This is a genomic window from Roseovarius litoreus (genome assembly GCF_900142765.1).
Classification (GTDB): domain Bacteria; phylum Pseudomonadota; class Alphaproteobacteria; order Rhodobacterales; family Rhodobacteraceae; genus Roseovarius; species Roseovarius litoreus.
In genome coordinates, this window is record NZ_FRCB01000008.1 from 39,057 (window position 1) to 56,754 (window position 17,698).

The 17,698-nt window shown below is 64.4% G+C and carries 20 protein-coding genes; 3 read left to right on the plus strand and 17 right to left on the minus strand.

Annotation, left to right across the window (positions count from 1 at the left end; all coding sequences use genetic code 11):
* Positions 1-109: 109 nt before the first annotated feature.
* Positions 110-625 carry a fasciclin domain-containing protein gene (locus F3H35_RS14530; RefSeq protein WP_037295083.1) on the minus strand — a complete coding sequence of 172 codons (516 nt, stop codon included), beginning with the start codon at positions 623-625 and terminating at the stop codon, positions 110-112.
* 489 nt (positions 626-1,114) lie between these two features.
* On the opposite strand from F3H35_RS14530, the gene F3H35_RS14535 reads away from it, so the two are divergent.
* Positions 1,115-1,660: a TetR/AcrR family transcriptional regulator gene (locus F3H35_RS14535; RefSeq protein WP_149780276.1), complete on the plus strand. Its 546-nt coding sequence runs from the start codon at positions 1,115-1,117 to the stop codon at positions 1,658-1,660.
* A gap of 3 nt (positions 1,661-1,663) precedes the next feature.
* Here F3H35_RS14535 and recO read toward each other — a convergent pair whose 3' ends face one another.
* The 4 genes from recO to era all read right to left on the minus strand — a co-directional run bounded on the left by recO (position 1,664) and on the right by era (position 4,344).
* Positions 1,664-2,398 (minus strand): DNA repair protein RecO, encoded by a 735-nt coding sequence (gene recO, locus F3H35_RS14540; RefSeq protein WP_149780277.1) that lies wholly within the window; start codon positions 2,396-2,398, stop codon positions 1,664-1,666.
* Positions 2,399-2,498: 100 nt separating this feature from the next.
* Complete coding sequence (locus F3H35_RS14545) at positions 2,499-3,026, minus strand: universal stress protein (RefSeq protein ID WP_149780278.1); 528 nt, start codon at positions 3,024-3,026, stop codon at positions 2,499-2,501.
* Between the two features lie 80 nt (positions 3,027-3,106).
* Positions 3,107-3,439: a DUF1491 family protein gene (locus tag F3H35_RS14550; RefSeq protein ID WP_149780279.1), complete on the minus strand. Its 333-nt coding sequence runs from the start codon at positions 3,437-3,439 to the stop codon at positions 3,107-3,109.
* Positions 3,436-4,344, minus strand: coding sequence for a GTPase Era (era, locus tag F3H35_RS14555; RefSeq protein WP_149780280.1), 909 nt, complete (start codon positions 4,342-4,344; stop codon positions 3,436-3,438). The genes F3H35_RS14550 and era overlap by 4 nt, the downstream gene beginning before the upstream one ends.
* A gap of 333 nt (positions 4,345-4,677) precedes the next feature.
* On the opposite strand from era, the gene F3H35_RS14560 reads away from it, so the two are divergent.
* A complete protein-coding gene (locus F3H35_RS14560; RefSeq protein ID WP_223228427.1) occupies positions 4,678-5,031 on the plus strand; it encodes a thermonuclease family protein in 354 nt (117 codons plus the stop codon).
* A 24-nt stretch (positions 5,032-5,055) separates the two neighbouring features.
* On the opposite strand, the gene rnc is transcribed toward F3H35_RS14560, so the two are convergent.
* The 12 genes from rnc to folK all read right to left on the minus strand — a co-directional run bounded on the left by rnc (position 5,056) and on the right by folK (position 16,884).
* Complete coding sequence (gene rnc / locus F3H35_RS14565; protein WP_149780282.1) at positions 5,056-5,739, minus strand: ribonuclease III; 684 nt, start codon at positions 5,737-5,739, stop codon at positions 5,056-5,058.
* Positions 5,740-5,746: 7 nt separating this feature from the next.
* Positions 5,747-6,583, minus strand: coding sequence for a signal peptidase I (gene lepB / locus F3H35_RS14570; protein WP_149780283.1), 837 nt, complete (start codon positions 6,581-6,583; stop codon positions 5,747-5,749).
* A gap of 90 nt (positions 6,584-6,673) precedes the next feature.
* Positions 6,674-9,172 carry a cation:proton antiporter gene (locus F3H35_RS14575; protein ID WP_149780284.1) on the minus strand — a complete coding sequence of 833 codons (2,499 nt, stop codon included), beginning with the start codon at positions 9,170-9,172 and terminating at the stop codon, positions 6,674-6,676.
* A 371-nt stretch (positions 9,173-9,543) separates the two neighbouring features.
* On the minus strand, positions 9,544-9,957 hold the full coding sequence (acpS, locus tag F3H35_RS14580) for a holo-ACP synthase (protein WP_149780285.1): 414 nt from the start codon (positions 9,955-9,957) through the stop codon (positions 9,544-9,546).
* Between the two features lie 13 nt (positions 9,958-9,970).
* Positions 9,971-11,431, minus strand: coding sequence for an alpha/beta hydrolase (locus F3H35_RS14585; RefSeq protein WP_149780286.1), 1,461 nt, complete (start codon positions 11,429-11,431; stop codon positions 9,971-9,973).
* Between the two features lie 31 nt (positions 11,432-11,462).
* On the minus strand, positions 11,463-12,215 hold the full coding sequence (locus tag F3H35_RS14590) for a pyridoxine 5'-phosphate synthase (RefSeq protein WP_149780287.1): 753 nt from the start codon (positions 12,213-12,215) through the stop codon (positions 11,463-11,465).
* 157 nt (positions 12,216-12,372) lie between these two features.
* Entirely contained in the window at positions 12,373-13,035 is a 663-nt protein-coding gene (locus tag F3H35_RS14595) for a DUF2062 domain-containing protein (protein WP_007812843.1), read from the minus strand.
* 11 nt (positions 13,036-13,046) lie between these two features.
* A complete protein-coding gene (locus tag F3H35_RS14600) occupies positions 13,047-15,188 on the minus strand; it encodes a RelA/SpoT family protein (protein ID WP_149780288.1) in 2,142 nt (713 codons plus the stop codon).
* Positions 15,189-15,219: 31 nt separating this feature from the next.
* On the minus strand, positions 15,220-15,579 hold the full coding sequence (rpoZ, locus tag F3H35_RS14605) for a DNA-directed RNA polymerase subunit omega (RefSeq protein WP_149780289.1): 360 nt from the start codon (positions 15,577-15,579) through the stop codon (positions 15,220-15,222).
* A 46-nt stretch (positions 15,580-15,625) separates the two neighbouring features.
* Positions 15,626-15,952, minus strand: a complete 327-nt coding sequence (locus F3H35_RS19050; protein WP_223228428.1) for a DUF6525 family protein — start codon at positions 15,950-15,952, stop codon at positions 15,626-15,628.
* A gap of 70 nt (positions 15,953-16,022) precedes the next feature.
* A complete protein-coding gene (locus tag F3H35_RS14615; protein ID WP_149780290.1) occupies positions 16,023-16,229 on the minus strand; it encodes a GTP-binding protein in 207 nt (68 codons plus the stop codon).
* 88 nt (positions 16,230-16,317) lie between these two features.
* Positions 16,318-16,884, minus strand: coding sequence for a 2-amino-4-hydroxy-6-hydroxymethyldihydropteridine diphosphokinase (gene folK / locus F3H35_RS14620; protein WP_149780291.1), 567 nt, complete (start codon positions 16,882-16,884; stop codon positions 16,318-16,320).
* 147 nt (positions 16,885-17,031) lie between these two features.
* On the opposite strand from folK, the gene F3H35_RS14625 reads away from it, so the two are divergent.
* Complete coding sequence (locus F3H35_RS14625; RefSeq protein ID WP_149780292.1) at positions 17,032-17,604, plus strand: LabA-like NYN domain-containing protein; 573 nt, start codon at positions 17,032-17,034, stop codon at positions 17,602-17,604.
* Positions 17,605-17,698: the final 94 nt, after the last annotated feature.

The following is a 17,698-nucleotide window of genomic DNA, read 5'->3' on the forward strand; positions in this document are numbered from 1 at the left end:
GCGCAGCCCGTTCCATGGCGACGACACAGCCTGCTTCAATCGCCGGACCGTAGCCGCAAAAAAGAAAGGCCCCGGCAGGTCCGGGGCCTTTGATGTCGTGGAAGCCGGATCAGTGACAGGCCGGGCGCGTACCGGGCAGCAGGACCTTGTCGATCACGTGGATCACACCATTGTCGGCTTGGATGTTCGCAATCACCACATTGGCGCTGGTCCCGGTGCCGTCAGCGATGGACACACCCGAGGCATCCCTTGTGATGCACAGGCGCTCTGACGCAAGGACCGGCTTGAAGAAGTTCGAGCCGTGCGGGATCATCTCGGCGGTCAGTTTGCGATCATCGACATGATAGAGCAGAACATTTGTCAGCTGGCCCTTGTTCTCGGGCTGGAGCAGCGTTTCCACTGTGCCTTCGGGCAGCGCGGCAAAAGCGTCATTGACTGGCGCATAAACGGTGAAAGGGCCGGGGCCCTGAAGGGTTTCGACCAGACCTGCGGCGCTGACGGCTGCCACGAGGGTCGAGAAACGCTCGTCACCCGAGGCAATCTCTACGATATTGGCTGCGTTTGCGGCGGTGCCGAGGCTGAGGGCGGTTGCGGCCACTGCGGCGAAGCTACGAATTGATGTCATGTTTCCGTCTACCTTTTACTGTGTCCATGCCGATCGACATGTTGCAAAGGGGTACGCAGGCGGCGCCTCTTGCAGATGCGCGCATCACGGCCCTGTGACAAAATGTCATCTAAAATCTGCTAAAGACCCCGAAAAGCGGGCTTTTGTAACAATTTTTATCTACAAATGTTTCAGATCAGCCCCCAAACCTGCCAGCCTGACGCCATGGCTTCGCACTACGACATGCCGCCCAGCATGGGCCACCTTGCCGCCGTGATTGCTCATGCCGCGCGGACCGGGGCCAACACTTAGCGACGCTCGGGGCTATATTCTCCAGACCCCAAGCAACCAAAGGTGCCGATCATCACCGGCTTTTGCGAACATGAACGACGAAGGCTCGACAGCCGCATCCCGGCCGAAGCTTTTTGTCAGTTAGGCAATCTCCAGCAGCAGACATTCCCCAAAGCGATCGGTCTTGCCGGAAACAGGGCCGCGACCTATCCTTGCCCCATGACGCAAAAGACCCGCAGACTCGCGCGCTTGGACTGGCTGGAAACCGGACTGCAGGCGCTGGCCGAAACCGGCCCATCGGCCCTCAAGGCCGAAGCTCTGGCGCGTCGGCTCAAGACCACCAAAGGCTCGTTCTACTGGCATTTTGACGATATTCCCGCCTATCACGCCGCCCTTCTGGACCTCTGGGAAACCCGCGCGACCGCCGCGCTGGATATCGCCCTCGCCCGCGGCGCCACCGCGACCAGCAAGCTGCGCGCCACGGCACAGATGGTCGCCGAATGTGCAGAAGACATGACCGCCGAGCCCGCGATCCGGGCCTGGGCGCGCGATCACGCCGGCGCGCGGGCCACCCTGGGCCGTGTCGATGCGCAGCGGCTTGATCTGATCAAAGGGCTTCTGTCCGATATCGGGATCGCCAATCCCGAAATGGCGCGGATCATCTACGCCACCGGCATCGGCATCGCGGACCTCACCGAGGATCACCCCGGCCGCAACGCCGCCGCCATCGGCTCGCTCGTTGATCTGGTGCTTGCGCTGCGCTGATCGCTACCCCTCCAGCCGTGCTCGGAACCGATCGACGAAGCGCTGCCGCGCCGCGGGCAGCGGCTTGTTGCCAAGCTCCGGCGCCAGATGGTTCTGCAGGAAATGCCCGGTCACCTGAAACCCTTCGGCCACCTCGGCATCCGGCGCAGGCCCCGCTCCCAGCAGACAGGCCGGCAAGGGCAGCAGCCGGTCCGCCCATTCGCCCGCCCCCGCCCTCGAGACCGCCCGTCCGCTGCGCGGCGACACATAGCTCAGATCATTGGCCTGCGGCCCCATCACCGCGCACCCGCTCAGGTCGAGCCCGAAACCCATCTCGTCCAGCAGCGCCATCTCCCAGTTGAGATAGGCCAGCGGCCACACATCCCCCTGCCCCAGCAGATCCAGCAGCGCCTCGGTCCTGCGATACAGCCGCCCATGCGCCTCGCGGTCCGGCAGGCAGAACAGCAACAGCGCCGTCACCGCGTTCAGCCCCGCCAGCGACAGCCGGTCGCCCATCGACGCCGCCGCGCGCGATCTGACCGGCTCGACCGTGAAGGTGCCGATATGATCCTCAAGCCTTGCGCGCCATCTCAGGTCAAGCTGCGCCCCCGGTTGCAGCACCGGCGCCAGCTTGCGCGACGTGCCACCGCGCACAACACCTGCGTGCCGCCCGTGTTCGGGCGTGAAGACCTCGATGATGACCGAGGTTTCGCCATGCGTCCGCGTGGACAGCAATATGCCCTGATCGCGCCATTCCATGTCCGCTGCTGCGCCCGCTCCTGCCTGTGCCAGGCGCCATACGACACCAGAAGCCGCCCCTTGCCAAGTCCCGGCCCCGCGGCCAAGGGACAAGGCCGGCTCACCGCACCGACACGACCGTGCAATCGGCGGTGTTCAGCACCTTTTGCGCCACGCTGCCCAACCATGCGCGCTTGAGCCGCCCCAGTCCCCGATGGCCGATCACGATCATGTCGGCCCCGGCCTCCTTGGCCATGTCCAGAATGGCATCCGCCGTATCCCCCTGTGACGACATGGTCTTGACCTTCGTCGCTCCCATATTCGCCGCCTGATCGGCGGCAAGGCGCAGGATCTCGTCGCCCACAAGCGTGACCAGCCGCACGGACTCCTCCCCCGGTCTGGTCTCGGCGAACAGGCCCAGCATCGTATCGGGCACATTGGGAAAATCCACGCCCGCCTTGGCGCGCACCTCCTCGATCATATGCTCGACATGGGCCATGCGCTGCAATTCTTCCGAAGGCCGACCGAAATGCAGCACATGCCCGATTGTCAGATCCAGATCATACCGCGCCGCCAGATCGGCGGCCAGATCGACCGCCTTCGCGGCCGTGTCCGACCCGTCGGTCGCTACGAAAATATGAGTTTTCATGGGTCTGTCTCCCTGTCAGGTCTCGGCCCGCAGCATAGACATCACCCCCCACCCTTCGCGTTGACGCGCATCAACGCCGCTCAGTCGGCAAGACCCTCTTCATCCAGCAGATGCCGGCCCTCCCGATCCTCGACCTCGATCACCCACAGATCGGGATCGAACCCGCGCTGCCGCGCAATCGCGGCGTCCACCGCGCTTTCCTCGCCCTCGGCCAGCACCAGCCATTGCCGCGCACCGCTCATCACATCGAACGACCGCTGATAGGCAGCGGCCCGCCCGTCCAATGTGTTCAGCTTGACCAGAACGGCGCCTGCGGTGTCATCGCCATGCGCCGTGACAAAGGCCGGGATATCGCGCAGCCGCAACCGCGTTAGATAAGCCTGAACCCAGAACTCCGCCGTCAGTCGCGTCACGCGTTGCCGTCCCGGAAATCCAGCCCCATCTCGGAATAGCGTTCCGCCTCGTCCAGCCAGTTGGGCCGCACCTTGATCTGGCAGAACAGATGCACGCGCCGGCCAAGGAACTCTTCCAGCTCCTCTCGCGCGGCCTTGCTCACGGCCTTGATCGTCTCGCCACCCTTGCCAAGGATGATGCCCTTGTGACCGTCACGCATCACATAGATGATCTGGTCGATCCGCGCCGAGCCGTCCTCGCGCTCTTCCCAGGCTTCGGTCTCGACCGTCAGCTGATAGGGCAATTCCTGATGTAGCCGCAGGGTCAGCTTTTCGCGGGTGATCTCGGCCGCGATCATGCGCATCGGCAGATCGGCGATCTGATCCTCCGGATAGAGCCACGGCCCCTCGGGCACCTGTTCGGCCAGCCATTTGCGCAGATCCTCGACACCGTGACCGCGTTCCGCCGAGATCATGAAGGTCTTGGCAAAGCTGAACCGCGCATTCAGATCCTGTGTCAGCCCAAGCAGCGCCTCGGATTTCACCCGGTCGATCTTGTTGATGGCCAGTGCAACGGTGCGCCCCTTGCCGACATCCTCCAGCCGTTCGAGAATGCGTTCGACACCTTCGGTGATCCCGCGATGCGCCTCGATCAGCAGCACGATCACATCCGCATCCGCAGCCCCGCCCCATGCGGCGGCGACCATCGCCCGGTCCAGCCTCCGGCGCGGCTGGAACAGACCGGGCGTGTCGACGAAAACCAACTGGCTCTCACCCTCCATCGCCACCCCCCGGATACGGGCGCGGGTGGTCTGCACCTTGTGGGTCACGATACTGACCTTCGCTCCCACCATCCGGTTCAGCAGCGTGGATTTGCCCGCATTGGGCTCTCCGATCAGGGCAATGAATCCGGCGCGTGTGGTCATCAGGGGGTCCGCTACTATGGTTTTCCCGGGAGATACCGGAATTCGTCCCCCCGCACCAGCCAGATCGCCGTTCCGCACAAGAAGCCCAAAAATCGCCCATTTTGTCTGCCTAACCTGTGCTTTTCCGCCGCTGCATTTCAGGACATCTGCATGAGCCTTTTTCGTTTCGTATTCCGCTCCTTGTTCACACGCACCCCACCGCCGCCTCCATTCTCCACTCCACAGACGCGGCGCGTTCGGTATCAATCCCGGTCCTTTACCGTCATTGAAGGAAGTGTCGCGCCCCCTCGTCCAGCGCCCAAACCTCCGGAAATCATCAAAAGCACATGCTACGTGATCGACGGCGACACCATCGTTCTGGGCAAGCTGCGCATCCGCATCGCCGGGATCGACGCTCCGGAACTCGACCATCCTTGGGGGCAGAAATCGAAATGGGCCATGGTGCAGTTGTGCAAGGGTCAGGTCATCACTGCGCATGTCACCGAAGAGCTGTCCTATGACCGCATCGTCGCCACCTGCTATCTGCCCGATGGGCGCGATCTGGCGGCGGAACTTGTCAAGCAGGGGCTGGCGATCGACTGGCCGAAATATTCCGGCGGCAAGTATCGCCACCTCGAACCCGAGGGGATCCGCCGCAAACTCTGGCGTGCCGCTGCCCGTCAGAACGGCAGGATGCCTCCATCCTGATCGGGCCACACTGCCCCGACGGTCTCAGCCCTGCTTGAGCCGCGCCAGCAGCGCCTTGGCCGCCGCCTGTTCGGCCTGCCGCTTCGATCCGGCGCTGGCCGTCTCGACCTCGCCGTTCTGAAGCCGGGCCTCGATGGTGAATTGCGGCGCGTGATCCGGGCCAGAACGGGCCGTCTCCACATAGGCCGGCGGCGTCTGGCCGCGCGCCTGCGCCCATTCCTGGAGCGCGGTCTTGGCGTCGCGGGCGTCTTCCTTGACGCTGTCGATCCGCTTGCCCCACAGCCGCAGCACCACGGCCTTGGCCACGTCGAAGCCCGCATCGCGATAGACCGCGGCGATCACCGCCTCCATCGCATCGCCCAGCAACGCCTGCTTGCGCCGTCCGCCCGACAGCATCTCGGACCGCCCCAGCTTGAGCACATCGCCAAGCGCGATCTCGCGGGCCACATCGGCACAGGCCTCCTTGCGCACCAGCGCGTTGAAGCGCGGCGCCAGCAGCCCCTCTTCCGCCGAGCGGTCCCGCTCCAGCAGCGCCTCGGCCATCACCAGCCCCAGCACCCGGTCGCCCAGGAACTCAAGCCGCTGATTGTCGTCGCGCGTGGGCGAGGCCATCGAGGAATGCGTCACCGCCCGAACCAGCAGCGCAGGCTGCTCGAAGCGGTGTCCCAACCGCTCCTCGAACGCCTTCAACTCCGCCGACAGCTTCATTCTTTCGTCAGTCCAGTTTCTCGAAAAAGCGATCGCTGCGCCATGTCCAGAAGAACAGCATCGAACTGCCCGCCGACGAGAACATCACCCGCCCCGCGCGCCCGATCAGGTTTTCATAGGGCACGAACCCAACGCCGCCCACCGCCTGCGGAAAACGCGAATCGGTCGAATTGTCCCGGTTGTCGCCCATGAAGAAGTAATGCCCCTCGGGCACCGTGAAGACACCCGTATCATCCGACCGCTGGTTGCCGATATTCAGGATGTGATGCGACGCGCCATTCGGCAGCGTCTCGAGGAACCGTGACTTGCGGCAGATCGCCCCCTCGCCCACGACCCCATTCTCGCAACGCGGCCGGATGCGCACCGGGCCTTGCGGCTCGAACACCTCTTCGAACGTGCCCGCCGGCTCCACCTCCACGGGCTCCCCGTTCAGGTAAAGCCGCCCGCCGCGCATCTGCACGGTATCACCGGGCAGACCCACCAGCCGCTTGATGAAATCGGTGCCCTGCACCGGATGCCGAAAGACGATGATATCGCCGCGCTCGGGCTCGCTGCCCAGAAAGCGGGTGTTGTCGCCATCCAGAAACCCGCAGACATCCCGCGCGTCGATATCCAGCCCAAGGCTCGCGATCCGGATCGTCGGGCACGAGGCATAGGAATAGCCATAGGCCATCTTGTTGACGAACAGGAAATCCCCGATCAGCAACGTGTCCTTCATCGACCCGGACGGGATCCAGAACGGCTGGAAAAAGATCGTGCGGAAGATCCCCGCGATCACAAGCGCCCAGAACACCGTCTTGACGGTTTCCCAGATCGAGCTTGATGTCTTGCCTTCGGCGGCCATGTGGCGTCCTCCGCTATCTCTTCGCGCTACATGCGGGGACGGGGCCGGGGTGTCAAGCCAGCAGGCCGTGGCGCGCCGCACGCCACCTCCTCAGGCCGCAGGCGGCATGTCGATGCTGATGCCGCGTTTCGCGGCACTCTCCTGCACCGCCTGCCGCAGGCGCGCACTGCGCCGCAAGAGCCGCCGGAACCGCGCCTCGTCCAGCACCAGAAGCGCCGAGGGCGTGATCGCCCGCGCCTCCGCGCGCCGGGCCATCCGCTTGAGCACCGACAATTCCCCGAACATCTCGCCGCGCCCAAGACGCCAAGTCTGCCCCGCCGCCTCAAGCTCGACCGCGCCCGACGCGATGAAGAACACGCTGCGCGCCGGGCTGTCCTTGCGCATCAGCACGTCACCCACATTGGCATAGCGCGTGCGCAGCGCCCGGCTCAGCCGCCGGATCGCCGCCTCGTCCAGACCCGCAAACAGCGGAAACTGAGCCACCAGTTCGCGCCGCTGCAGCGCGATATCGAGCCGGGGGCGCTCTTCGGCGCGCGCGCGCCGCTCGGCCACCTCCTGCATCAGCGCGGTATGCACCTCCGCGCCGATCAAGCCGTCCTCGCGCATGGCGGTATATTCGCGCTCTTCCAGCCGCAGCGCCGTACGGCGGATGAAACGACGCTCCAGCTTTTCGGCATAGCCGGGATATTGCAGCCTCAGCCCCTCCAGCGCGGTCTCGACAAGCTCGACCCGCCGCGCCAGCAACTCGCGCAGAAGATCGGCCACCCGCCGCCCGTGGATGCGCCGGATCCGCCCATCGATGAACCCGTCCAGATCGCGCAGGCTCAACCGCTGCGTCAGCAACAGCTCGAACCGGTCCGCCGTCAGCCGGGCAAGCGGCACCGACACGCCCAGCCGGTTATGCAGCAGCAACGCCGTCCGGAACGCCGTGCCATAGGCCACGCTGCGCCGGGCGGCGCGCTGATACCCGCTGCGCCCGCCCGATCTGGCCCCCTCGATCAGCCGGTCGGCATCCGACAACACCTGATCGGCCATCCGCGCCGAGATCGTCCTCTCGCGCACCCGCACGATGATCGTATCCCGCTCATGCCCCGCCAGCGCGATAAGACCAAGCGTGATCCGGTCGCGATCCAGAATATCGGCGCTCTCCTCGGCGGTCTTGACCGCCGCATCCAGCCGCTCGCCAAAGCGCTTGGCCTCTGCGCGCACGATCTCATGGCCCAGATCGTAATTCCCGGTGGTGCGCGCCACATCCTCGCGCACCGTCTGCAGCGCAACCGCCACCACCTGCCGCGACAGCGCCTCGTCGATCGCCGACAGCCGGTCCAGCCCCAGCTTCGAGATGACCAGCCGCAGCGTCGTGCCCTGCACCAGCAGCGTGAACAGCGTATAGCCCGTGGCCAGAATGCCTACCACGCGCTGAATCCCGTCCGGCACCCGGAAACTTTCGGTCACCGCCAGCGCCAGCGCCAGCGTCACCGCCCCGCGCAGCCCGCCCCACAGGATCGCCGCGCGATAGGGCCGCTCCACCACCGGCGACACGCGCAGCCGCGACAACAGCGGCAACAACCCGAACAGGATCACCGCCCGCGCCGCCGTCGCCGCCAGAATGACCACGCCCACCAGCGCGAAATCGCTCAGCCGCACCTCCTCCAGAAGGCGCGGGATCAGCAGTGCGGCCAGAATGAAGATCAGCGCCCCGGCCCAATGCGCCAGCAGGCCCCACACCTCGCGCATATTGGCCCAGGCCTGCGGCGGCAACCGCCCCGGCGCCGTCAGGTTCAGCGTGATGCCCGCCGTCACCACCGCGATCACACCCGACGCGCCGACGCTCTGTTCCGCCCCGATATAGGCAAGATACGGCAGCGCCACCGAAATCGAGATCTGCGCCAGCTCATAACGCCCGAACGCCGCCATCATCCAGACCGCGATCCGCGCCGTGACCCACCCGGTCAGCACGCCTCCCGCCACCAGCACCGGGAACTGCGCCAGCGCATCACTCAGTTTCGGGTCCGGCACGCCCAGCATCACGAACCCCATGAACAGCCCGAACAGCGCAATCGCGGCGGCATCGTTCAGCAGGCTCTCACCCTCGATGATCCGGGCAAGCCGGCGCGGCGCCGACACCGACCGAAAGATCGACACCACCGCCGACGGGTCCGTGGTCGACACGATCGCCCCGATCAGCAGGCACGCCGCCAGCGGCAGCGCGCTGGTCCATGACAGCGCATAGCCCACCGTCACCGTGGCCACGACCACCGCCACCACCGACAGCACAAGGATCGGCACCCAGTCATCCAGCATCCGCCGCAGGTTCATGCCAAACGTCGCCTGAAACAGCAGCGTCGGCAGAAAGACATAAAGGAACACGTTCGAGCGGATCGGTAGGCCAAGGATCGCCTCGGCCACCGGGTTGAGCGCATCGGTCAACTCGGTGCGCAGGAAAAAGATCGCGCCCACGCCGATCAGCGTGCCAAGCACCGCCAAAATCACGCTATAGGGCAGCCGCAGCCGCGCCGCCAAAGGCTCGGCCACGCCGATCACCACGAAAAGCGCGGCAATGACCGTGGTGATCAGAACGATATCCATAGTCTTCAACCTAAAGCGTTTCGCGAAAAACCTGAATCACCGATTTTCGCGAAACGCGGTGCTCGGTTCATTCGTTGCGCCCACTCCGCCGGTTACTGATGCCTCAGGGTAAAGGCGGATCGCTTTAGGCCAAAGCCCGGGGCTTTGGAATCACCTCCGCTTGGGGCATGGCCGATTCACGCCGGAGCGGCGCAGGCCTGCCCGGTGTTCGCGCGCCCCGCCCACTGCGCCGGCATCCCGCAGACCGGCACGGGGCAACGCACGCCCTGTTAAGGTCCGGCTGTCAGCACGATCAGGCGCTTGCACACCGACGCGATACCGACGTGATACCGACGCAATACCGAACGGCATAATGTCATCATATCAACGCGTTAACCCTGATTCGCCTCGATGGGCCGTGCCTCGATCACCACAAAGGCCTGCGCCCACGGGTGGTCGTCGGTCAGGGTCACATGGATGATCGCCTCATGCCCCGGCGGCGTCATCGCCTCCAGCCGCTCCGCCGCCCAGCCCGTCAGGTGCATCCTCGGCTGGCCGGTGCCAAGGTTGCTCACGGCCATGTCCTTCCATGCGATCCCCATCCGCAGCCCCGTACCAAGCGCCTTGGAACAGGCCTCTTTCGCGGCCCACCGCTTGGCATAGGTGCCCGCCACATCCTGCCGCCGCTCGGCCTTTTGCTGCTCGATCTCGGTGAACACGCGGTTGCGGAACCGGTCCCCGAACCGCTCCAGCGTGCCGGCGATACGGTCGATATTGGCCAGGTCCGTGCCGATCCCGAGGATCATCGCGCCTCTCCCATCACGCTGAAAACAAGGGGAAACTTACCCCCAAAGCCCAGGCCAGCGCCAGCCCCAGCCCAAGCCCCGCCGCCATCGGCCCCGACCTTTGGGCCACCGCCCGGCCCATCACACCGAAGCTCAGGAAGAACAGCACGATCACCGGCGCGATCATCAGCAGGAAGAACAGCCCCCCGAAATCCAGCGCCACCGCAATCCCGAGCGAGGCCAGAAACCCGACCCTTGCCAGCACCCTCCGCCACAGCCCCGCACCATGCGCAAGCCAGCTGTCCGCCAGCATGAAAGGCACCGCCCCCAGACACAGCGCCGCGATGATCGCCAGCCGCTCCGGCGTCGGCCAGAAATTCGCGCCATAGCGATCCAGCGCAAGGCCGAACACCCCAAGCGTCCAGACCACCAGCAGCCCCGCCGCCAGCGGCGCGGGCCAACCCGGACGCCCCCTCAACCAGCCCAGCACCGCCATCTGCAGCACGCCATAGATCATCAGATGCAGCGCCAGGTAATCCGCCACAAGCACCGGCAGAACCTTCGTTTCCACCTGCGTCGCCAGAAGCGGCGCCGCCAGCGCCGGCAGCCCTATGGCCACCGCCAAACCCCTTGCAGACAAGGGCATATCGAGGGTTTCGCGCCGGGGCAGCAGCCGGGCGACCGGGCCGAAAAGCGCCGTGATCGCCGTCAGCAAGCCGATCAGCGCCCAGCCGGTCGGCGGCACGTTTGTGCCCTGATCCCGGCCATGAAACCCGTTCAGCCAATCGAGCGCCGCGCGCTGTGCTGCACGCGAATGCAGGATCGCCACATGCTCCACCATCGGCGCCTGCAAGGCCATCCGGCGCAGCCCATCGCGGCCCACCACCTCGCCAAAGCCCGCCTCGGGATCGATCTGTCGCACCTGCTCCAGCGCGAACTCCGACAGCCGCGCCTCCCATGCGCCCGCGATCATCAGCAGGTCTTTCGGCTCTGTTGCGGTGATCGCCTGTGAAAACGGCGAGAGCAGGATCAGCGGCCCGACCCCCTCGGTCTCGGCCGCGACGCGCACCAGAACATCCGTCGCCATCGAATGGCCCAGCAAGGCCACCGCCGCGCCATCGCCCCGCGCCCGTGCCATCGCAATGACCTCTGCGGTCTGATCGACCAGCAGCCGGGTCGTTCCTTCGACGCTGGTGACATCCCCGCCCATCGGCACCTTGTGGCGGCCATGGCCAAGGAAATCGAACGCATGCACGTCATAGCCCGCCCGCGCCAGCGTCAGCCCATAGGCCTGCATCATCTGGCGTGACCCGGCAAAGCCATGCGCGATCACCACCGGCGGCCCACCGCTGCCATCGCTCATCCGTGTCACCGGCGTATCGCCCAGTCTCAGATCTTCGATCACCACGCCCTGACGCGCGCCCTCGAGCACCCACAGCGACCACGCCGCCAGCAGCAGCGCAAAAAGTCCGACACTCAGATCGCGGCGACGCATGTCACCTGATCCCGCAACACGCGCCCGCGGCTCATGCCGCGCGCGCCTCGTCCATCAAGCGGCGCATCTCGGCGATGGCGGGACCAAGCCCCAGGAAGATCGCCTCGGCAATCAGAAAATGTCCGATATTCAACTCGATCACCTGCGGGATCGCCGCGATCGGCTTGACCGTCTCGAAGGTCAGCCCGTGGCCCGCATGCACCTCGAGCCCCAGCGAATGCGCCAGTGCAGCACCTTCGCACAGCGCGGCCAGTTCGGCATCGCGCTCCTCGAATTTGCCCTCGTAATGCAGATCGCAATAGGCGCCGGTATGAAGTTCCACCACCGCCGCACCGACCCGCGCCGCCGCCTCGATCTGGCGTGGCTCATGCCCGATAAATAGCGACACCCGGCACCCCGCATCGCTGAGCGGCGCGATGAAGCCGGCAAGCGCGTTGTCGTCCCGAGCCACATCCAGCCCGCCCTCGGTGGTCCGTTCCTCGCGCTTTTCGGGCACGATGCAGACCGCATGCGGCTTGTGGCGCAGGGCAATCGCCTGCATTTCCGCCGTCGCCGCCATTTCGAAATTCAAGGGCCGCTCCAACGCCGCCATCAGCCGTTCGATATCGGCATCCGCGATATGGCGGCGATCCTCGCGCAGATGCGCGGTGATGCCGTCGGCACCCGCCTCTTCGGCCAGTTTCGCCGCGCGCACCGGATCGGGATAGGCGCTGCCGCGCGCATTGCGCACCGTCGCCACGTGGTCGATATTCACTCCAAGCCGCAGCTTGCCTTCGGATGTCATGCTGAACGCCCTTCCATGATGCACCGCCGTCTTGAACAGGAACCTAGAGCGTTTCGCGGAAAACCTGAATCACAGATTTTCGCGAAATGCAGTGTTTCTTTCATTCGTTGCTCGCGTTCCGCCCTTGGCTGATGCCTCAGGTCAAGGGCGGAACGCTTTAGTCCTGTTTCTTCTTGGCGTCAGCCTTTTGCGCGGCTTTTTCGCGGATCGCGGCCCATTTCGCCTTGAGCACACCCTTCCGCCGGTTCTGATAGGCCTGAATGACCGGCAGGCTGATGTAATAGCCGATCATCCCGGCGATCAGTCCGGGGATGATGCTGCCCACCATGTAGGGAAAGAACACCTCGTCATAAAAGACCAGCAGATGGCTCCAGTCCGCGCGCTCATCGGTGAAGATCGCCCAGATGTTGTGCTTGAGATCGCGCCCGGCATCCACGAACTTGCCCCCGAGCGAGCGATGCACCTCATCACCAAGCGCATGGCCCTGCCCGGTCAGGAAATACCCCGTCTGCAACGAGATCGCCATGATCGGCACGAAGGTCAGCGGATTGCCCACGAAGGTCGACAAGAGCGAGGCGATGATATTGCCCCGCATGATCCACGCGACCGTCGCCGCCAGGAAGAAATGCAGCCCGAAAAACGGTGTGAACGTCACGAAGATACCGGCAAAGATGCCCCTCGCGATACGGTGCGGCGGATCAGGCAGACGGCGCACACGATGTTTGACATAGGTGAACGCACGCCCCCAGCCGCCGCGCGGCCAGAAGAAGTCTGCGACGGCCTGCCAGATCGGTCGTCTGTCTCGGCGTTTGAAGACCACCTCTGCGGCTCCTAGCGTTCTGTCTGCGTCGTGGCTCCGGATAGCCTCGGATCGCGATGCCGCTCAACCGAAGCGACATCGCTTTCAGCGTCGAGAACATTGATGACACCATGCAGATGTTCCGCATCGCGCAACTCGACATCGACAAGCAACCGGTAGAAGTCCGGCTTTCGGTCCACGAACGTCAAGTCCGAGATATTGGCCTTCTGCTCTCCGATCAATGTGCAAATACGTCCCAAGACCCCCGCATCGTTCGACAAGGTGATATCAAGGGTCACATCATAGGCAGCGGGATGCGTGCCGGAATGCCAATGCAGGTCCAGCCAGCGTTCGGGCTGGTCGTCCAGCGCGGAAAGTGATTCGCAGTCGATCGCGTGCACCACGACCCCGCGCCCGCGATAGGTGATGCCGACGATCCGCTCTCCGGGAAGCGGCTGACAGCAGCGCGCGCGCTCAAAGCTCTGGTCCGGAGACAGGCCGATCACCGCGCGCTCGCGCCCCACCTCTTCACCGGGATCGGGGACCAGATCGGGATAGACCGCATTCAGCACCTGATGCGCGGTCAGCTCGGCGCTGCCCAAGCGCGCCAGAACCTCGTCGCGGTTTTTCAGACGCAGGGTCTTGGCCGCCGTCTCGAGCGCCTTGTCCGTGGCTTTCTTGCCGACATGCTCGAAGGCCGAACGCGCCAGCTCGCGGCCCAGCTTGATAAAGCGGTCGCGGTCCTGCTCGCGCAGCGCCCGGCGAATGGCCGCGCGCGCCTTGCCGGTGGTGGCGATGTCCAGCCATGTGGCCTGCGGGGTCTGGCCATCGGCGGTGATGACCTCGACGGACTGGCCGTTCTTGACCCGCGTCCAGAGCGGCACGCGCATCCCGTCGACCTTGGCGCCCACGGTGGCATTGCCGATCCTCGTATGGATCGCATAGGCGAAATCGATCGGCGTCGCACCACGCGGAAGCTTGACCACATCGCCCTTGGGCGTGAAGCAGAACACCTTGTCGGCATACATCTCCAGCTTGACCGCCTCGAGGAAATCCTCGTGATCCTCCTCGGCGTCGAACTGCTCGGTCAGGCTGGAAATCCAGCGGGCGGGGTCCACGGCAAAGGGGTTCTCGACCCGCACACCGTCACGATAGGACCAATGCGCCGCCACGCCGGCCTCGGCCACGTCATGCATCTGGCGGGTGCGGATCTGCACCTCCACGCGCTTGCCGTCGCGTCCCGAAACGGTCGTGTGAATCGACCGGTACCCGTTCGATTTGGGCTGGCTGATGTAATCCTTGAATCGTCCCGGCACCGCCCGCCAGCGGCGGTGGATCGCGCCCAGAACCGCATAGCAATCCTCTTCGCTGCGCGTGATGATCCGGAACCCGTAGATGTCGCTCAGCCGCGAGAACCCCATCTCCTTTTCCTGCATCTTGCGCCAGATCGAATAGGGTTTCTTGGCCCGGCCAAACACCTCGGCTTCGATATTGGCCTTGCGCAGCTCCAGCCGCATGTCGCCGGTGATGCGTTCCACCACATCGCCGGTTTCCTTCTGCAAGGTGATGAACCGCCGGATGATCGAGGCCCGTGCATCCGGGTTCAGCACGCGAAACGCCAGATCCTCCAGCTCTTCGCGCATCCACTGCATACCCATGCGCCCCGCCAGCGGCGCGAAGATATCCATCGTCTCGCGGGCCTTCTGGGCCTGCTTTTCCGGGCGCATCGCCTTGATCGTGCGCATGTTGTGCAGACGGTCCGCCAGCTTGACGAGGATCACCCGCAGATCCTTGGACATCGCCATGAACAGCTTGCGGAAATTCTCGGCCTGTTTGGTTTCCGAACTGCTCAGTTGCAGATTGGTCAGCTTTGTGACGCCATCCACCAGATCCGCGACTTCGCCCCCGAACCTCTCCGCCACCTCGTTATACGACGCGCGGGTATCCTCGATCGTGTCGTGCAAAAGCGCCGTGATGATGGTCGCATCGTCCAGCCGCTGTTCGGCCAGAATGGCAGCTACGGCGACGGGATGCGTGAAATACGGCTCGCCGGAATGGCGAAACTGGCCCTCATGCATCGCACGGCCGTAATCATAGGCCGCGCGGATCAGCGCCTCATCGGTCTTGGGGTTGTAGGTGCGGACAAGCGCGACAAGGTCATCAACCGAAATCATGCCGCCCGCAGCTCCGGGTTCGCCAGCAGGGTCAGCCCTGGCCTTGCGCTTCCATCAGGGCGCGCAACAGCTTTTCCTCGGACATGTCGTCATCCGCCGAAGCGCGGTCAGGCTCGCCACCACCCATCAGAAGGGCCATCGAATCCTCTTCGGGCTCGTCAACCTCGATCTGGGTCTGGTTGGATTCGATCAGGCGCTCGCGCAGCTCATCCGCCGACTGGGTTTCTTCGGCGATCTCGCGCAGGGCGACGACCGGGTTCTTGTCGTTGTCGCGATCCACGGTGATCGGGGCGCCCGCCGAGATCTCACGCGCACGGTGCGCGGCCAGCATCACAAGTTCGAATCGGTTCGGAACCTTGTCGACGCAATCTTCGGTTGTAACTCGGGCCATTGGACCTCCGGAAAGTCATCTGAGTCATCTTGCAAGAAGCGCACATCTAAAGCCTTGGACAGGGATTTACAAGCCAAGAATCAGTTTGATGATCGGGGCCGACAGACACCCGAACCGGGGGCAGGACAGATCCCCTCCGCTCGTGCTCCAGCCGCTTGCATTCGGCCCGATCCATGCGGCTCAGCGCGGCGGCAATGTCTCCGGCGCTCTCGGACAGGGCGCGGTCCCATAACCGGCCCACGGATCGCGGCGACCATGGCAGAACAGCGTTCCGCAGCCAGTCACGGGCCGGCGGCGGCAGGCGGTCGAACTCAGCCATCGGGTTGGTGCCCCGCCGCCGCTGGACAAGGCTCGATCTTATGTTGCGCCCCATCTCAGCAGGGCCTTTCTACAGCAACGACGCAAGCCGGCGCTCCGGATATCATCCCCTTGCCCCGCATGGCTCAGCCCACCTTCGACCCGATCAGATCGGCACCAACTCCACGCAACAAAACGGCCTCGGTATCCGCCTCGGACCTGTCATTCACGATCACCGCCACCCGGCGCCCCTTGCGACTGCCAAGGGCCGAATTCATGGGCGTCGTCCTCCCTGCCTTCGGAAAACCGGACAGGACATTGGCGGGAGAGCGGGTTTCCGTGGCGGTGCGCATGTAGCCTCTCCAATTCAAATACTGCTTTGTAATGTTATACCATTACATTTACCGGGTGCAATACCCCACCCCAACACCGCGCCCCGCGTCACATGGGCACCACGCCCTCAAGCTCTTCCTCGGGCAGCGCCGCCAACATCTCGGCCACGGTTTGGCCCAGCACCGGATGCCGCCACTCCGGCGCCACATCGGCCAGCGGCACAAGGACAAAGCCCCGGTCCTGCACCCTCGGATGCGGCAGGATCAGGCAACCGGGCGCGCGCGCGCCCTGCTCATCGGGCGCCATATCGCGCCATGCGCGGTGGGTGTCGTGGTCCGGCAGCACCGCATCGCCCATCGCGATCAGATCGATGTCCAGCGTCCGCTCCCCCCAACGCGTCAGCCTTTCGCGTCCGAACTCCGCCTCGACCTCATGCAAGAGCGCCAGCACCTCTTCGGGGCCTCCCGCACAGTCCAGCACAGCCGCCGCATTCACGAAATCCGGCCCCGCTCCGGGGGGAAAGCATGGCGTCACATAAAGCCGGCTGACCGCGCGAATCCGACAGCCGCGCTCGTCCAGCCGGTCCAGCGCCAATCGCAGCGTCTCGGCCGGCTGGCCCCGTTCGGACGGCATATTTCCGCCCAACGCAATCAGGGCGTTTCCACTTTCATTCATGCCATACTATCCTTTCGAACACCCTAAATAGTATTGCGTTTCTTGCCGTTTATCATAGTTATACTCGTCAACTTCGGTCGATACCCACCACTCACACCACCATTTGTTCCTTCGACCGGGGTTTATACAATTCGGAAGGACTGTTGTATGTTTTACAAGGACGAACGGCTTGCGCTGTTCATCGATGGATCAAATCTTTATGCAGCTGCGCGCGCTTTGGGTTTTGACATCGATTATAAGCTCCTGCGTGCCGAGTTCATGCGCCGTGGTAAGCTGCTGCGCGCATTTTACTACACCGCCATGCTCGAGAATGATGAGTATTCTCCTATCCGACCCCTGGTTGACTGGCTGAATTACAATGGATTTTCCATGGTGACCAAGCCGGCCAAGGAATACACGGACAGTCAGGGACGCCGTAAGGTCAAGGGAAACATGGATATCGAACTGACCGTGGACGCAATGGAACTCGCGCCGCGTGTGGATCATATCGTGCTGTTTTCCGGCGATGGCGATTTCCGGCCTCTGGTGGAAAGCCTCCAGCGTCAGGGCGTGCGCGTCTCCGTGGTGTCCACGATCCGCAGCCAGCCACCGATGATCTCCGACGAGTTGCGCCGTCAGGCGGACAACTTCATCGAACTGGATGATCTCAAGGACGTGATCGGCCGCCCTCCCCGCGATACTCATACCAGCCGCGAAGACAGCTTCCAGGAAGAGGGCTGACGCGCCCTCTCCTTTGCTGGATCGTCGCAGCCGTCTGACCCGGACCCGCGTTGTGCAACATCATTCAGGCGCAGCATCCGGCTGTCTGCGCCTG

What these genes read in the sequence shown, in the direction of transcription:
- F3H35_RS14545 (WP_149780278.1), bottom strand. Translation starts at nt 3,026, where the DNA reads ATGAAAACTCATATTTTCGTAGCGACCGACGGGTCGGACACGGCCGCG.
- F3H35_RS14535 (WP_149780276.1), top strand. Translation starts at nt 1,115, where the DNA reads ATGACGCAAAAGACCCGCAGACTCGCGCGCTTGGACTGGCTGGAAACC.
- acpS (WP_149780285.1), bottom strand. Translation starts at nt 9,957, where the DNA reads ATGATCCTCGGGATCGGCACGGACCTGGCCAATATCGACCGTATCGCC.
- F3H35_RS14625 (WP_149780292.1), top strand. Translation starts at nt 17,032, where the DNA reads ATGTTTTACAAGGACGAACGGCTTGCGCTGTTCATCGATGGATCAAAT.
- F3H35_RS14600 (WP_149780288.1), bottom strand. Translation starts at nt 15,188, where the DNA reads ATGATTTCGGTTGATGACCTTGTCGCGCTTGTCCGCACCTACAACCCC.
- F3H35_RS14615 (WP_149780290.1), bottom strand. Translation starts at nt 16,229, where the DNA reads ATGCGCACCGCCACGGAAACCCGCTCTCCCGCCAATGTCCTGTCCGGT.
- F3H35_RS14575 (WP_149780284.1), bottom strand. Translation starts at nt 9,172, where the DNA reads ATGGATATCGTTCTGATCACCACGGTCATTGCCGCGCTTTTCGTGGTG.
- F3H35_RS14585 (WP_149780286.1), bottom strand. Translation starts at nt 11,431, where the DNA reads ATGCGTCGCCGCGATCTGAGTGTCGGACTTTTTGCGCTGCTGCTGGCG.
- rnc (WP_149780282.1), bottom strand. Translation starts at nt 5,739, where the DNA reads ATGAAGCTGTCGGCGGAGTTGAAGGCGTTCGAGGAGCGGTTGGGACAC.
- era (WP_149780280.1), bottom strand. Translation starts at nt 4,344, where the DNA reads ATGACCACACGCGCCGGATTCATTGCCCTGATCGGAGAGCCCAATGCG.
- F3H35_RS14590 (WP_149780287.1), bottom strand. Translation starts at nt 12,215, where the DNA reads ATGACATCCGAAGGCAAGCTGCGGCTTGGAGTGAATATCGACCACGTG.
- F3H35_RS19050 (WP_223228428.1), bottom strand. Translation starts at nt 15,952, where the DNA reads ATGGGGCGCAACATAAGATCGAGCCTTGTCCAGCGGCGGCGGGGCACC.
- rpoZ (WP_149780289.1), bottom strand. Translation starts at nt 15,579, where the DNA reads ATGGCCCGAGTTACAACCGAAGATTGCGTCGACAAGGTTCCGAACCGA.
- recO (WP_149780277.1), bottom strand. Translation starts at nt 2,398, where the DNA reads ATGGAATGGCGCGATCAGGGCATATTGCTGTCCACGCGGACGCATGGC.
- lepB (WP_149780283.1), bottom strand. Translation starts at nt 6,583, where the DNA reads ATGGCCGCCGAAGGCAAGACATCAAGCTCGATCTGGGAAACCGTCAAG.
- folK (WP_149780291.1), bottom strand. Translation starts at nt 16,884, where the DNA reads ATGAATGAAAGTGGAAACGCCCTGATTGCGTTGGGCGGAAATATGCCG.
- F3H35_RS14530 (WP_037295083.1), bottom strand. Translation starts at nt 625, where the DNA reads ATGACATCAATTCGTAGCTTCGCCGCAGTGGCCGCAACCGCCCTCAGC.